Origin of the sequence: Cryobacterium arcticum (genome assembly GCF_001679725.1) — a bacterium.
GTDB lineage: Bacteria > Actinomycetota > Actinomycetes > Actinomycetales > Microbacteriaceae > Cryobacterium > Cryobacterium arcticum_A.
Window position 1 is genome coordinate 893648 of record NZ_CP016282.1, and the last position, 13595, is coordinate 907242.

At 64.8% G+C, this 13595-nt stretch carries 17 protein-coding genes; 7 read left to right on the forward strand and 10 right to left on the reverse strand.

What is annotated here, in order from left to right:
• Positions 1 to 26: 26 nt before the first annotated feature.
• The gene (locus PA27867_RS03955; protein WP_066593529.1) at positions 27 to 569 is read right to left on the reverse strand and encodes a TetR/AcrR family transcriptional regulator; all 543 of its coding nucleotides are present in this window, start codon (positions 567 to 569) and stop codon (positions 27 to 29) included.
• 86 nt (positions 570 to 655) lie between these two features.
• Here PA27867_RS03955 and PA27867_RS03960 point away from each other — a divergent pair, with 86 nt between their 5' ends.
• On the forward strand, positions 656 to 1606 hold the full coding sequence (locus PA27867_RS03960) for an SDR family NAD(P)-dependent oxidoreductase (RefSeq protein WP_066593532.1): 951 nt from the start codon (positions 656 to 658) through the stop codon (positions 1604 to 1606).
• Positions 1607 to 1631: 25 nt separating this feature from the next.
• Here the strand turns inward: PA27867_RS03960 and PA27867_RS03965 are convergent, their stop codons facing one another.
• The 5 genes from PA27867_RS03965 to PA27867_RS03985 all read right to left on the reverse strand — a co-directional run bounded on the left by PA27867_RS03965 (position 1632) and on the right by PA27867_RS03985 (position 5790).
• Positions 1632 to 2651 (reverse strand): NYN domain-containing protein, encoded by a 1020-nt coding sequence (locus PA27867_RS03965; protein WP_066593535.1) that lies wholly within the window; start codon positions 2649 to 2651, stop codon positions 1632 to 1634.
• Positions 2652 to 2760: 109 nt separating this feature from the next.
• Positions 2761 to 3384, reverse strand: coding sequence for a dihydrofolate reductase family protein (locus tag PA27867_RS03970; protein ID WP_066593538.1), 624 nt, complete (start codon positions 3382 to 3384; stop codon positions 2761 to 2763).
• Positions 3381 to 4130 carry an ANTAR domain-containing protein gene (locus PA27867_RS03975; RefSeq protein WP_066593551.1) on the reverse strand — a complete coding sequence of 250 codons (750 nt, stop codon included), beginning with the start codon at positions 4128 to 4130 and terminating at the stop codon, positions 3381 to 3383. Before PA27867_RS03975 ends, PA27867_RS03970 begins: the two co-directional genes overlap by 4 nt.
• Positions 4127 to 4843 carry a GAF and ANTAR domain-containing protein gene (locus PA27867_RS03980; RefSeq protein ID WP_066593554.1) on the reverse strand — a complete coding sequence of 239 codons (717 nt, stop codon included), beginning with the start codon at positions 4841 to 4843 and terminating at the stop codon, positions 4127 to 4129. Before PA27867_RS03980 ends, PA27867_RS03975 begins: the two co-directional genes overlap by 4 nt.
• A 23-nt stretch (positions 4844 to 4866) precedes the next feature.
• Positions 4867 to 5790 carry an MBL fold metallo-hydrolase gene (locus PA27867_RS03985; RefSeq protein WP_236900832.1) on the reverse strand — a complete coding sequence of 308 codons (924 nt, stop codon included), beginning with the start codon at positions 5788 to 5790 and terminating at the stop codon, positions 4867 to 4869.
• Positions 5791 to 5807: 17 nt separating this feature from the next.
• On the opposite strand from PA27867_RS03985, the gene PA27867_RS03990 reads away from it, so the two are divergent.
• Positions 5808 to 6335, forward strand: coding sequence for a GNAT family N-acetyltransferase (locus PA27867_RS03990; RefSeq protein ID WP_066593561.1), 528 nt, complete (start codon positions 5808 to 5810; stop codon positions 6333 to 6335).
• Positions 6336 to 6555: 220 nt separating this feature from the next.
• Here the strand turns inward: PA27867_RS03990 and PA27867_RS03995 are convergent, their stop codons facing one another.
• Complete coding sequence (locus PA27867_RS03995) at positions 6556 to 7002, reverse strand: VOC family protein (RefSeq protein ID WP_066599015.1); 447 nt, start codon at positions 7000 to 7002, stop codon at positions 6556 to 6558.
• Positions 7003 to 7072: 70 nt separating this feature from the next.
• Here PA27867_RS03995 and PA27867_RS04000 point away from each other — a divergent pair, with 70 nt between their 5' ends.
• Together PA27867_RS04000 and PA27867_RS04010 are read left to right on the forward strand one after the other, a co-directional pair.
• Entirely contained in the window at positions 7073 to 7462 is a 390-nt protein-coding gene (locus PA27867_RS04000; protein ID WP_066593563.1) for a cupin domain-containing protein, read from the forward strand.
• Between the two features lie 492 nt (positions 7463 to 7954).
• A complete protein-coding gene (locus PA27867_RS04010; protein ID WP_066593576.1) occupies positions 7955 to 8851 on the forward strand; it encodes a MerR family transcriptional regulator in 897 nt (298 codons plus the stop codon).
• A gap of 357 nt (positions 8852 to 9208) precedes the next feature.
• Here the strand turns inward: PA27867_RS04010 and PA27867_RS20525 are convergent, their stop codons facing one another.
• Entirely contained in the window at positions 9209 to 9658 is a 450-nt protein-coding gene (locus PA27867_RS20525) for a hypothetical protein (protein WP_157109110.1), read from the reverse strand.
• Positions 9659 to 9894: 236 nt separating this feature from the next.
• On the opposite strand from PA27867_RS20525, the gene PA27867_RS04020 reads away from it, so the two are divergent.
• Complete coding sequence (locus PA27867_RS04020) at positions 9895 to 10296, forward strand: hypothetical protein (protein ID WP_066593583.1); 402 nt, start codon at positions 9895 to 9897, stop codon at positions 10294 to 10296.
• A gap of 274 nt (positions 10297 to 10570) precedes the next feature.
• Positions 10571 to 11170, forward strand: a complete 600-nt coding sequence (locus PA27867_RS20530; protein WP_066593586.1) for a hypothetical protein — start codon at positions 10571 to 10573, stop codon at positions 11168 to 11170.
• A 309-nt stretch (positions 11171 to 11479) separates the two neighbouring features.
• Here the strand turns inward: PA27867_RS20530 and PA27867_RS04030 are convergent, their stop codons facing one another.
• Together PA27867_RS04030 and PA27867_RS20535 are read right to left on the reverse strand one after the other, a co-directional pair.
• Positions 11480 to 12004, reverse strand: a complete 525-nt coding sequence (locus tag PA27867_RS04030) for a GNAT family N-acetyltransferase (RefSeq protein WP_066593589.1) — start codon at positions 12002 to 12004, stop codon at positions 11480 to 11482.
• Between the two features lie 400 nt (positions 12005 to 12404).
• On the reverse strand, positions 12405 to 12671 hold the full coding sequence (locus PA27867_RS20535; RefSeq protein WP_157109111.1) for a hypothetical protein: 267 nt from the start codon (positions 12669 to 12671) through the stop codon (positions 12405 to 12407).
• A gap of 580 nt (positions 12672 to 13251) precedes the next feature.
• On the opposite strand from PA27867_RS20535, the gene PA27867_RS04035 reads away from it, so the two are divergent.
• Positions 13252 to 13563 carry a SecDF P1 head subdomain-containing protein gene (locus PA27867_RS04035; RefSeq protein WP_157109112.1) on the forward strand — a complete coding sequence of 104 codons (312 nt, stop codon included), beginning with the start codon at positions 13252 to 13254 and terminating at the stop codon, positions 13561 to 13563.
• Positions 13564 to 13595 lie beyond the last annotated feature (32 nt).

Genomic DNA, 13595 nt, shown 5'->3' on the forward strand with positions numbered 1-13595 from the left:
CTTGCCGATCCGGCAACCCGGTGCCGTCAGACCGTGGGGCGGAGCCCGGTGAACAGTATCTCCAGCAGCGGGGCCCGGTCGGCCGGGGTGCCGAGGCGCACCGCGTGTTCGATGCCGCAGACAAGGTGTGAGAGCTGGTCCACGGAGAGATCCGCGCGCACAGCGCCTGCGTTCTTGGCACCGTCAAGGAGGCTGGAAAATGTGACGAAAATCTCCCGCTTGGCCGCATGGACCACGTCTGACTCGTCGTCGCGTGAGAGGAGGACGGTTTGAAGGCCGTCGTCCTCGAGCTGCAGGGCGAGGGCGGAGCGTAGGTAGAGCGAGAAGGCGTCACCGGGATTTGGTTCGGCCGCGGCGCGGCGTGCGATCTCCAGCATCCGCTCGATCGTGTCGGCGGTGAGGGCCTCGACGAGGGCGCCCACATTGCGGAAGTGCCGGTAGACCGTACCGACGCCGACGCCGGCCTCCCGGGCGATGTCGTTGAGCCGGAGATCGTGGGCGTCGTGCGCTCTGGCGACTTCGAGGATCCGGGCGCGACTGCGGGCGGCATCGGAACGGAGCGCGGTCATGTGGCCAGTCTAGCCGAAGTGGATGAGTCATCCGTATTGTGCTAGCGTCCAATCGGATAATCAATCCACTTAGAGATGAGGACCATATGACCTGGAACCCAGACCACCTGCCCAGCCAATCCGGACGCACCATCGTGGTCACCGGCGGGACGGCGGGGATCGGCTACTTCGCCGCGGAGCAGCTCGCCGCGGCCGGGGCGGATGTTGTTCTCGCCTCACGTTCCGCACTCAAGCTGCGCGTCGCGCGAGAGGCGATCCTGGGCCGGGTCCCGGGAGCGTCGGTGCGATCCGTCGTGGTCGAACTGGGGTCGCTCGCCTCCGTCGACGCCGCCGCCGCGGAACTGGCGGCACTGCCCAGGCTGGACAGCATCGTGCTCAACGGCGGCGTGATGAATTTCGGACGGGGAGCCAGGACCACCGACGGACTTCCGATCCTTCTGGGCACCCACGTCGTTGCCAACTTTCGTCTGCTCGCCGGGGTGCTGCCGGCGCTGGCGGCGACGGCGACCGCCCACGAGACGGTCGGCCGCGTGGTGCACACCTCCACCGGGTTCGTCAGCCGGTTCCGTTACGACCTCGACGATCTCACGCGCATTCCGATGGTCGGCGTCGGCGCATACACGAAGGCCAAGACCGTCACCGAGGTGATCGCCTTCGAGCTGGACCGGCGGTTGCGGGCGGCCGGCTTGCCCGTGCTGTCGGTCGTCACCAGGCCAGGCGTGGGAGTCGACGCGAAGACCCCGGAGCGACCCGGGATCCGGGATTCGACGACGCCGTATCAGCGCAACCCGTACACCCCGTGGGCCCAGGGCAAGGACACCGCGGCATGGTCGGCGGTGCGGGCAGTTACCGATCCGGCCGTGCGTGGCAGCGAGTACTACGCGCCGGCCGGACAACTGCGTGGCCTGCCGATGTCAGTGCCGCCGCTGGCGCGCACGGCAACACCGCCCGTCGGAATCGCCGACCGGGTGTGGCGGCAGGTCGAGGCGCTGGCCGGCATCACGATACCCGGCCTGGTCGGCCAGGCGGCCGGGTAACCCCCACACCTCGTGGCGGGACGCCTCAGCGGCGGGAGTTGGCCTCCGGGCGCAGCCGGATCAGCCGCTGCGGGCCGTCCTCCTGCAGCTCGGCCACGTCGCTGCGCGACGAGAGAAAATCGGTGAACGAGCGGAAGCCGAGCGGCTTCTCGTTGAAGGACGGGTCCATGCGGCGCATCTGGTTCTTCACGGTGCCGGTGTTGAGCCACTCGTCGGCGTCGCCCTTGGCGTGACCGATCTGCAGGGCGCGCACGAGGAGCTCGGTGGCGAGTACCTGCGGGTCGATGTCGTCGGCCGGTTCCAGGTCATCGAACTGCGAGTCCTCGGTGTGCGAGAACATCGGGATGGTCGTGAGCTTGCGGGCCGTGCTCGGGGGAGTGTCGGGCTGCGTCTCCGTGCGCTCCGACGAACGTCGGCCGGACTTGGGGCGCTCGGTGGAGGTCGCGGCGGCCGCGGCAGCCGTGGCCTTGTCGATGCCGGGGAGCGAGTCGTAGTCCTCGAACTCGTCGCAGGCGGCGGCGAGCGAGGTGCTCGTGGAGCCTGCGACGCCGATGCCCACGACGAAGCGGCCGAGGCGCTTCGACTTCTGGGCGAGGGCGATGTAGTCCGAGTCACCGGCGACGATGATCACGTGGGTGAGGTCGGGCAGCCGGAAGAGGTCTTCGACCACGTCGACGGCGAGGCGGATGTCGGCGCCGTTCTTGGTGCCGCGGGTGGTGGTGGTGAACAGCTGGGTGAGGTCCACCGCGCGGGACATCAGCTGACGCTGGTAGCTCGCGTTGACCGGCACCGACCAGTCGGCGTAGGCGCGGTTGACCACGAGGGTGCCGAACGAGGCGGCGAAGTCGATGATGGCGTTGAAGTCCACGGTGGCGGCGGCCAGGCGTGCGGCGACCTCCGGGTCGGCGTCGCGGCTGGTGCGATCGAAGTCGCGGATGCCGTCGCGCTGGAACGCGTTGCGGCCATGCAGCTGCTGGTAGCGCGAGATGACGATGTTGTCGAAGTCGATGTACAGGCCAACACGGGCATCGGTCGGTTCGGTCATGGTGAGCTCCTCTTAGCCGCAGGCGGAAGACTCAATAGCGATCCGGTATCTCCAGTCTGGTGCGCGGGGTGCGGCGAGGGCAAGTTGCGCACCCCCTGCGGGCGCCGGCTCACCGGCTCATGTCGCCCACGTCCGGCACCGATCCTGCCCAGCCGTAGCGCAGCAGAACGGCGCCCTTCTCGCTCGCTGCCTCGGCGGCGAGCAGCGTGAGGGAGGCGGGCGGTCCGTCATCCGGGAAGAGCCGTTTGCCGGGGCCGACGACGATCGGGTACACCCAGAGATTCAGCTGGTCGAACAGTCCCTGGGTCACCAGGGTGCGGGACAGGTCGATACTGCCGATCACGTGGATCTCCTCGTGCCGGTCGCGCAGGGCGGCCAGCTCCGCGGCGAGGTCGCGGTCGAGCAGGTGCGAGTCGCGCCAGTCCAGCTGCGGCCGGCCTCTCGAGGCGACGTATTTGGGTATCGCGTCGAACTTGCGAGCGATGGCGGAGTCGGCGCCCTCCAACTGGTGCGGCCAGTAGCCGGCGAAGATGTCGTAGGTGCGGCGGCCGAGCAACAGGGCGTCCATGGCCTCGATTCCCGCGGAGATCTGGGTGCCGTCGGTGTCGCTGATCAGGGGCGCCTGCCAGCCGCCGAACCTGAAGTCGCTGTCGGTGTCCTCATCGGGTCCGCCGGGGGCCTGGGCGACGCCGTCGAGGGTGGTGAAGTGGTCGATGTGGATGCGGCCGGTCATGCTGAGGTCTTCTGCTGGTCGGTGTTGCCGGGACCGAAGCGGAGGTGGCGGGCGACGAGTTGTCGGGCCACCTGGCTCAGCGGCATCTGGTGTGAGCGGGCATGCTGACGGATGAGTACGAAGGCCGCCTCGATCGACACCTGGGCGGTTTCCGCGACCACGCCCTTGGCCTGTTCGATGATGATCCGGCTCGACAGGGCCTCCTGCAGTTGGTCGCGCAGCTTCGAGGCATCCCGAATCGTGCGTTCCTGCAGGATGCCGATGGTTGCGACATCCGCCAGGGCCTGGGCGGCGCGGGTGTCGCGCTGGCCGAGCTCCCCACGATCGTTTCGCATGAGGTTCAGGGTGCCGATTGTGGTCTCCCTGAGGCGTAACGGGATGGCGTACACCGAGTGGACACCCTGCGCGAGTGCGGTGGCGCAGAAGTCGGGCCATCGGCCTGAATCGACGTCGATGTCCGGTACCGAAACGACCGAACGGGTGCGGAAGCACTCCAGACAGGGGCCCGCGTCAGCATCCAGCTGCATCATCTCCACGAGGACGTTGGCCTCGCTCGTGGAGGCCACGACCTCCAGTTCGTTGCTGGCGTTGGCCAGCAGGATGCCGGCGGAATCGACCGCGAGGAGTTCGTGGCAGGTCTCCACCAGGGTCTGCAGCAGGTCGAGCACGTCATAACCGGCCACGAGGGTGTCCGCAAGCGTGGCGAATGCGTCAAAGAGTAGTTCGATACGGGTTGTCTCATTCATGGGTGTTCCTCGCCCGGATCGGGTAATGCGGTGAATCGGATGCGCCGGTCGATGACGTCCTGGGCGATGTGGCGCATCGGGCGGTTCTCGGCAAAGGCGCGGGCCTGCAAGATCAGGTGGGCATCCTCGGCGGTCGTGCCGAGTTGGGCCAGGACCATGCCCGTCGCCTGGTGAATCAGTCGCCGGGAATAGGTCGTGGTCTCGTCGGCGCTGCCCTCGTCGGAACTGCCCTCTTCGCTGATGGCGCGGCGCAGCAGAATGCGGCTGACGATGGCCGACAGAACCAGGGTCTGCCGTTGCTGTTCGGGCGAGAGGGCGACGGGTGTGGCCGAGTAGAGATCGACGGCGCCGATCTCGAGGGGGCCGAAAAGCAGGGGGAAGGCGAAGATAGCCCCGATCTGCTCGGCCTGAATGGCGGCCAGGAAGGCCGGCCATAACTCGCTGCCGACGGTGAGGTCGGGAGCGAGCACCGGTCGCCGCTGGGCCAGCGCGTCCCAGCAGGGTCCCTCGCCGAGGTCGAACTGGAGCTCATCCACCCGCCCGGCCCTGGCATCCGTGGCCGAGACGGTTTCGGCCTGTAAGAACGACCCGAAGGTCGACACCGACGCGCCCGAAACGGGCAAAAAATGCAGGAACGGGCGCGCAAGCTCGGAGATTTGCCCTCGGCCGTCAGAGAGGGCATCCGATGCGATCCGGAACGCATCCTGTGCCATCGCTACAACTCCTCCCTCGTTTCCTACTGTGCCTGCGCGAGCCGCTGGACCTGCCAGTTGTGCACGTCTGGCAGCCACTCCAACAGCGCATCCGGGCCGACCCGGGGGTCGTCGATCGTTCGGCCGTCGCGCAGATCCTGCACGTACGCGCGATCCAGCGCGATCCGGGCCCGCAGCTGGTCGGCCCCGCCGACGGAGCCGTGACCTGGGATGACGGCATCCGTGTCGCCGGCCACACCCTCCAACAGTCGCAGCGCGTCGAGGTAGTCCTCGATCGGAGTCTCGGCCGCCAGGTCGAGGAACGGCATCAGGATGTCGCTCAGCATGTCGCCCGCGACGAGCACTCGACTCTCTTCGAGCACCAGCGCCGCATGGCCGACGGCATGGGCCTGATGCTCGATGATGCGCACCACCGGACCGTCCCAGGGAATCTGCGTGGCTCCGGCGGGCAGGCCCGTGACGAGACCAAGCAGCTCCATCGGGATGTCCTCGGCGTGCTCCGGCGGGAGCCCCTCGGCGATCTGGTCCTGCCAGTCCGCGTTCGAGCGGAACTCACGCATCAGTGTCGCGCAGCGAGACGTGGCGTACCGAGGCACGTCACCGAACTCCTCGTGCCACAGCACATGATCCCAGTGCGGATGCGTGGAGAAGCCGGCGACGACGGGCTCGCCCAGCTCGCGAAGGTCCCGTGCCAGGTCCGCCAGCTCCTGGCCGGTGATGCCGGGGTCGATGAGCAGAACCCCGTGCTGCCCCTGTGCGACAACGGAATTGCTCTGCAGGAACTCGCTCTCATGAACCAGAACGCCCGCGGCGACGCGCTTCAACATGCAGTGCCTTTCGCTTGAAGTGTTCGACAGCTTGCAGTGACGGTATTCCCGCCCACCAGCGGAAGCAAGCACTTCGGGTGACGCGGATGACGGATGGCCGGGCAGGTGCACGCCGTTCACGTTGCAAGAATGGAGTCATGGTCAGCGGACAAAACGAGCTCAGCATCCGACTCGCAGATCTGACAGGCCCCGACGCTTGGGCAGCGAGTCGCCTCGTGGAGGCATATCTGACACACACCGAGCTCGAAAAGGCCGCTCACCTGGGTGGCTCCGGCGTTGGCACGGCGCTGTCGGCGCGTTATCGCGCCGAGCTGGACGATCCGGCACGCGCCTACGAGAACGCGCAGGCATACCTAGCGGACCTCGCCGGAGCGCCTATCGGAGTGGTGATCGTGCAGCACACGGCAACCGCCTACGAACTCAAGCGCGTCTGGGTCGATCCCACCGCGCGTGGGCATCGGGTCGGCTCCGCCTTGATCGATGCGGCACTCAGTCGGCAAGACCTGCCGACGCGCCTCACGGTCTGGGATTGGCGAGACGACGCCATCCGGTTGTACGGCCGTCGCGGGTTCGTCCCGGTCGCGTCGTGGGAAGACCGGCCGCGACTGCTCTGCATGGAGCGCGCTCGCCCCTCGACGGCCACCGGGACTCCGCCCGGATCATGAGTGGCGCCTACGGCCAATGGCGAGGATCCTGGTGCGCATGGCAGCACACACAAGAAGGTCGACAGCGTGGCGGTGGGTCAGGGCGATCTTGTCGGCGTTCGCGGCCGCCGTCGGGGCAGGGTCATCGGCCATTGCCGCCATGACCTTCGGCGGGCGCGCCGGTCCAGGGGATTTGTCGACGACACCGCCGCCGAAGGATTACCGGCCGTGGTGAACCCGGTCAGTTCTTCGGCAGCTCCTCGGCCAGCATCACGATGATGCCGCTGGGCCCGCGCAGATAGGTGAGCTTGTAGACATCCTGATAGGTCGCCACACCACGGAGCGGAAAACACCCGTGCGTTGCGGCTATCGCGAGGGCGTCGTCGAGGTTGTCGACCGAGAAGGCAACCCGGTGCATGCCGATCTCGTTGGGCAGGGTGGGCTCCGTCTCGATTGCGTCGGGGTGGAGGTATTCGAAGAGTTCCAGGCGGCCGTGACCGTCCGGCGTCTGGAGCATCGCGATCTTGGCGTGGTTGCCGTCCAGACCGACAGCAGTGTCGGTCCACTCACCACTGACCTCGTCACGGCCTAGAACCGTGAGACCGAGGTCGGTGAAGAACGAAATCGTTGCTTCAAGGTCGCGTACGGCGATGCCGACATTCTCAAACTTGATGGACTTGATGGACATGTTGGTCATGCTAATCAGCGGGACTGCTGCCGGGGCGGGTTGTTGCCCGCAGGGGAAGCAGAATGGTTCCATGACACTCATTCCCGGCATCGACTTCGACGCAGAACTCCGGCTGGTTGACGCGCACTGGACGCCACGAGTCGTGGGTAAGGTGAACGACCAGTACATCAAGGTCGCGAAGCTCCTCGGGGAACTGGTCTGGCACGCCCACGACGCGGAGGACGAGATGTTCATCGTCATCTCGGGCCGTCTTCGAATCCAGTTGCCAGACCACCAGGAGGTTGTGCTCACCCCCGGGCAGTTCTTCGTAGTACCCCGAGGCGTGCAGCACAACCCGGTCGCAGACGAGGAAGTGCACATCGTCCTCATCGAGACAGTGACCACCGCCCACACCGGGGACGTGATCGTAGAAGGCACCGTGCCAGTCGAACAGCAGCTCGGGAAGATGGCAGCTCAGTAACCTGAACCCGAAGGCTTCGGTTCCTACGTAGTGGCTGTGCAGGGTGTGCGGGCCGGGCTGCGTTTTCCGGACTGTTCCGGTTCCTCGCCGCTCCCGGTGCACATGCCGAGTGACTCCTCACCGACCAGCAGCGGGCGGCTGTCGACGGGGTACACGCGGAGAACGTCGAGACGGCGGCCGGGACCGCGATCGCCGGAACGATGGATGCGCATGAGCGGCGGGCCGCACCTCGCGCGCCGAGGCCGCCGAGGCGCCGACCAATCAGAGAGGGCCGCAGCACGGTCGGGGAGCGTGGATCAGGCGGCTGTGCTCGAGCTGCAACCTCGCGAGTACGGCGCGCAGGCTGACGCGGGCGGCACTTCCGACCAGCCAACCGATCAGCTGCGGGCCCTCGCGGCTGGAGCCTGCGTTGTCTGTCAGATCGAGTTGCTCCTGCCGTAGCGTCATGTGGTCTGCTGGAAGCACATCCTGTCCCAATCCGAGAGGTTTGCCATGCATCCGTTCCCCACCCCGCCCCGGGAGGTCCTGATCGGCGACGCCGCTGCGTTTGTGGGCATCACGCCCCGGGCGATCCGCCACTACCACCAGGTCGGCGTGTTGCCCGAGCGCGAGCGGGGCGGGGATGGGCGCCGCCGGTACGGCCACGCGGAGATCATCCGGCTGCTCTGGATCCGCCGCATGGCCGACGCCGGGATCGCCCTCGACGACATCCGCGACGCGTTCGCCGGCCCCGCACCGAGCGGCGCCGACGGCGAGGACGAGATCGCAGGCGTCCTCGCGCGACTAGAGGACACCCTCGCCGCGCAGGAGGCCGAGCTGCAGCGAAAGCGGGCCTCGGTGCAGCGCATGCGGACCCTCGGCAGCCGACTAGGACTGCTCGACGATCTCGTCTCCGGCCGCCTCGAGGGCGCGCCCGAGGGCGCGCTGCGCCAGGACGACCTGGACGTGCTGCTGGTCACCGAACGAATCTTCGGTCCGCTCGGCGCCGTCATGCAGGCGGGCCGCTTCCTCGCTCTGGCCCTCGATCCCGGGCTGCGCGCCGAGTCCGACCGCGTCGACGCCGCCGAGGAGGCGCTCGATGACACGGTCGCCGTCGACGACCCCCGGGTGGCGCAGGCAGCGGCCGAGCGGCACGCCTTCGAGATCGCGCTGATGCGCGTCATCGAAGAGTCCGGTCAGCTGGAGGAGGATGACGCGATCTTCAACGCCTGGGACGAGCTGCACCCGCCCGAGGACGCCGACGCGGCGCCCGACCCCGATCCTGTAGAGGGCTCACGCGCGAGGAGTGCGGCGGAGATCATCCGGAGCATGCCCTACGATTTCTCCCCGGCCCGCCTGCGCAGCATGGAGCTGGCGGTTCAACTCGGCGCGGCGGCGGCCGACAAGTAAGGGGCCGCTCGTCACGTTGATACGCGACTTCCTGCGTCTCGTCTCCCACGGGATTCGACACACTGATGTTACGAGACACGTCCGACTGACAGGGGCGCTTCGCTATGCGACAAGATATGGGAATGGATCGCGCGTCAAACCACCTAATCGCAGAGCTTGAGGAACCAGCGGGCACGCGCACTCGACTCCTACTTCGTCGGGCGTGGGCGCTGGTTCGCGCAGCATTGGGTGACGTCGAGATTGTCAAGATCGATCTCACTGTCTTGTATCCCACGGGATATGAGGCAAAGAGGTTAAGAGGTAACACAGCCATCATCAGCTAACCGGTGACCGGCGCAGACATGCTCCCCGGTTCGCTCAGCCCTCTGCGCGTGACGGAGGGGAGACGATGATTATGATCCCGTTTCCGCAGGACTTGGGGATCGGTATGGACACCGTCGCGCCTTCCACGGGACTCCCACCGCCGAGCGAGATCTCGTCTCCCATCCGGTACTCCTCGCCTGCAAATGTGAGTGTCGTGCCGTCCCAAGTCGTGAGCTTGTCGGGAAATACAGGAATGTCGCCATCGTCAAACCGAAGGCAGTTGTCGACGAATGCCAGAGTCCCGACTTTCAACCCGGCCATGCCTACCCAGTCCTCTGGAAGGGGGTATGTGACGAGCCCCGTCGGCGCTGGCGGTGTGGGCTCCGTGACGGTGCAGGCCGTAAGAAGCGGCACAAGTACCAGGATCAGACCGACCAGCGTTCGGCGCTCACGCTTGTTTGAACGCAGCGTTGATGCGGACACCGAAACGACAACCAATGACATGCGACCTCCGTCAACGCTGAGAAGTGCGAGAACCGTCACCCTATCTGGCATGCGGTGATCTGGTCATCGTGCAGTAGCGCTGGCTCAAGCCCGGCCGGTCGCGGTGGCAGTGTGACGAACCTGCGGCACGAGCCATCTGTCGGGTCACTTACTAGTGGCGAGATCCTGGCGCAGCAGAGCAGGTAGGTTCAGGACATGAGCGCGCGTGGAGGCATCGTACTGAGGGGCAGGCGCGGGTGAACGACACTGAATCTTCCCGAAGCATTGGTTGGGCCCGCATTTTTCAGGTGCTCTGGATTGTTGGCTACCTGATTGGTACCAGCACGCACACCGTCGATCTCCTGCTGGGTGGCACAAACGCGTATTCGTCCTTCCCCGATCCTCTTCGCCTTTTCTGGATCTTGCTGACGTTTTTGGATCCGCTTGTCGTCGTTCTCATATTGCTCCAGAAACAGGTTGGCGTCGTTCTCGGTGTTGTCGTCATCGTCGTCGACGTTGGCGTGAATGCCATGGTCTACGCCACGATCGGAGGCCTATCACTCTTTGGCGTACTCTGTCAGACGCTGTTCGGCATCCTGATACTCATCACGGCCCGACCACTATCCGCCTGGTTTGCCGCCGTCAATCGATCAAAATGACTCACGGGCATAGCGGGTGTCTCGTATCCCCAGGGATTCGAGACAGGTCTAGATGCGCGACAAGTTACGTGCCCGCTCGTCACGGTAACAGGCGGCTTCCTGGCTCTCATATCCCATGGCTTTCGAGACGTGCACCTTACGCGACACGTGTGCCTTCTTCAGGGGTCTGCAGAGTCGTTGTTTCGGTCACGCTGGACGGCCAAGATGGACGCAACAGAGAGTGGGGACTATGCGATCCAGCACACCGATACCGGGAAACCCGTGGCCTCACGACATGTTGCTCACGATCGAAGATCGTCCTAATGCCCTCCTGGAACTGCTCTGGATCCGGGAAGCGCATGCGCTGCGACTTCAAGGTGAAGACCTCCCTCCGCTCCTGTTGGACACGCCGACAACCGTTCAGCATGCTGCATTGAGTACCGATACTCGCGACGAGTGGGCCAGCGCCTGGCCCCGCATCTGGCATGCTGTCGTGGCGTACGCGGGTCCAGACCTTGATTCGCGACTTTTCGTTGAGCTTCAAGCCACTGCAATCGGTTCGACCGAACGTGCCAGTCTTCTGCACCGAATTGTTGGACCCAGCTGGCGCGACGATTTCGGAGACAGCGCGTTCGAGAACGACTCGTACCGCGCCTGGTCACAAGTTGGGATGGATGCTCAACTAGCAGCAATGGCGACGCGAATCGAAGACTCTCCGGAGCGGCGCGATCTACCGCCGCTGATCTCCGCGTGGCATGCGGGCCTGACGAAGATCGTGACCATCCCTTGTTTGGGTGAGTTCACACGCAGGATCAGCGAGAACGCGCTTCTCATGACTGCTGGCACGCGTGCGAACAGTGACAGCTACCGGCGCGCATTGAACACTTTCATCTGACTATCCTCAGCGCAGATGCGAGACATCTCACGCCTCGCCTCCGGCAACTCCCTTAAGCACACTCTGTGTCTCGCATGCCGGGTGTTTCGACACACTGAGGTGGAGAGACACCGTGCTGCATGCATGACGTCGAGGGATCGCCGGAGATCAGACCTCTCACATTGACGTCACCTACGGCAGGGCACCGATCTCAACGTGAGATGTGTGTCTATCAGGACGCGAACACACAATGGTTTCGGAGATGCCCTGCTCACGGAGGAAGCGGGCCACGTTGCAACTGGATTCGCGGCAGGCCAGCCGCAGTCGGTGTTACACCCGCTCCCGCAGGTCGTATGCCATTGCTGTGAACTGGGGGCGTTCGGGATCCACGATCTCCCGGAAGCCTGCTCGGCGGTAAGTACTGACAGCGGGTGTATTGCCAGCGATCACGGCAAGTCGCACTTCTTCGGCTCCGAGCTGGAGCGCCTCATCCAGTGCCAAAGCGATGAGGGTGTGACCCAGGCCTCGACCTCTAAAGTGCGGATCGATAATGACTCTTCCGAGGCGAGCTGATTTTTCCTGCAAAGTGAGATCGAAATGCCCCCAGGCGGGTTGGTCGTGTTCTTCCGCGACCATCCACGCGGTCAGTCCTGGTCGGGTGGCTATCTCCCCGAATTGTTCTATGGTCGGGGGCCAGGCGATGCTTGGCCCGGCGAAAAGGTAGAGCGCTTCGGCATCGGGAAGCCACCGAAGCAGACGGGAGTAGTCGTCAGTAATAGGGGCGCGGGTCTGGGCCATTCCTTGACAGTAGTGGTGGACATCACTCGTCACCATCTTGTTGTGGATGCCGATCACCCGACCCGGAATTTAGAGAGAAGTGTTGCTGCGTCATGGCCAATTCTCAATTCCACCGGGTCGTTTTGTTCCGCTAGGCACGATCCGACGCCTCAACCCATGGCCGCCCCAATTCCTAGTTCGTCCGGGCAATCGACGGGGGACGAGGCACCAGCAGCCGCCAAGTTTCGTAGCCATTGCCGACTTGGGTACCGCCGTGGTCACCATGCGTGGGAAGGAACTGCCGGCTGACCGCCGGTTCACTCTTCATCGCCGCCTGTAGAGTCTCACAACCAGTGGGTTTCGACACACTGAGGTTGCGAGACATGAGTGAAGTGCCTTATGAGCGAAATAGTGGTGAGGGACTCGCCCCGTTCCATGGCAAGCCGATGAACCACGCTGCGGCAGGGCTTTTGCCCGCTCAGTCGCGCAGCGGCCGACCGTACGGATAATCCACCCATTCGCCCGGCGCATCATCACCAGCCACTGCCATCGCACCATGCTTGACCGCCCGATAGTCAGCTGGAAAACGCGCGCCCTGCAAAACCGCATCGAGGTTGACGTCCTGTTGGATCTCGCCATCCTTGAAACGGACGTCGTATGAATAGTATCTACGACCAAAAATTAGTGAACGGCGCTTCCTGGTAACAAGGGTTACCCTAACCGCAACCGGCAGAGTTTTTCCCACTTCAGGTCCGTTCGTTAGCCCAACCAATGCCCACGCTCCAGTCCTGTTGTATGTCCTGAAGATAGCGTGTCGCGATGGCCATCTTCGGCGTCTCGTAGCTGCCTGCTTGGGAAATCACGTTGGCGTTCGCCAAGCGGGATAACCATTTGAGCCTGGGTGTCTCGTATCCCTACGGATGCGAGACAGGTCAGCATGCGACACGAGAGTTACGAGACGCGAGGAAGTCGTTCCGAGGTGTCGATACCATCTCGAGTAGTCGCAGCTGTAGTTGATGTGGCCCGAGACTATCGGCTGCCCGAAGTGGGGCGGCGCGCGAGCCAGCGGGAACTGGGAGATGCTGGCGCTTAGCTCCGCCGCGCCCTACGGTCGCAGTGGGGGCTAAGTCGGCCGTTGAAACCTACTTAGAGAACGGACGATCATGTCTTTCCGGACTAGAAGGCTCACCTTGGCCGCATTTATGCTGCTCGCGCTTAGCGCCTGCTCGTCTTCCGCTGGTGCTGACGAGACGTCGTCGGGGACGGGGGGAACTATCGATATGGCGGTCTCGGACACATGCATTGCGGGGTCGGACTCTCAGTGCGTGTTGGTCGACGGCGACAGTGTTCTGCTTCCCTCCACATTCCGAGAAGCCGGCGTTAAGAGTTCCAGTGTTGCCGAGGGCGGGCAGAGCGCGGTTGACGTAACGTTCACCGAGGACGGTGCGAAGGTGTGGCAGGAGCTCACGGAAGAGGCCGTCAGGGCTGGGGACTCGGCGCGCCTACTCATCAAGGTCGGTGGCGAGGTGCAAACCGCGGTCCGCGTTATGGAAGCCATGAAAGGCGATCAGGTGCAAATCGCTCTAGGGACCGACGAGAGCGCCCAAGACCTCGTCGACCTAATTCAGGGAGACTAGGCCAGCGGAGACCGCCCCATGCCGATGCGATA

Coding starts and splice junctions, on each gene's coding strand:
- PA27867_RS03960 (WP_066593532.1), top strand. CDS start 656: ATGACCTGGAACCCAGACCACCTGCCCAGCCAATCCGGACGCACCATC.
- PA27867_RS20525 (WP_157109110.1), bottom strand. CDS start 9,658: ATGTCATTGGTTGTCGTTTCGGTGTCCGCATCAACGCTGCGTTCAAAC.
- PA27867_RS03995 (WP_066599015.1), bottom strand. CDS start 7,002: ATGTCCATCAAGTCCATCAAGTTTGAGAATGTCGGCATCGCCGTACGC.
- PA27867_RS20530 (WP_066593586.1), top strand. CDS start 10,571: ATGTTGCTCACGATCGAAGATCGTCCTAATGCCCTCCTGGAACTGCTC.
- PA27867_RS04000 (WP_066593563.1), top strand. CDS start 7,073: ATGACACTCATTCCCGGCATCGACTTCGACGCAGAACTCCGGCTGGTT.
- PA27867_RS03955 (WP_066593529.1), bottom strand. CDS start 569: ATGACCGCGCTCCGTTCCGATGCCGCCCGCAGTCGCGCCCGGATCCTC.
- PA27867_RS03965 (WP_066593535.1), bottom strand. CDS start 2,651: ATGACCGAACCGACCGATGCCCGTGTTGGCCTGTACATCGACTTCGAC.
- PA27867_RS03970 (WP_066593538.1), bottom strand. CDS start 3,384: ATGACCGGCCGCATCCACATCGACCACTTCACCACCCTCGACGGCGTC.
- PA27867_RS03980 (WP_066593554.1), bottom strand. CDS start 4,843: ATGGCACAGGATGCGTTCCGGATCGCATCGGATGCCCTCTCTGACGGC.
- PA27867_RS04010 (WP_066593576.1), top strand. CDS start 7,955: ATGCATCCGTTCCCCACCCCGCCCCGGGAGGTCCTGATCGGCGACGCC.
- PA27867_RS03975 (WP_066593551.1), bottom strand. CDS start 4,130: ATGAATGAGACAACCCGTATCGAACTACTCTTTGACGCATTCGCCACG.
- PA27867_RS03990 (WP_066593561.1), top strand. CDS start 5,808: ATGGTCAGCGGACAAAACGAGCTCAGCATCCGACTCGCAGATCTGACA.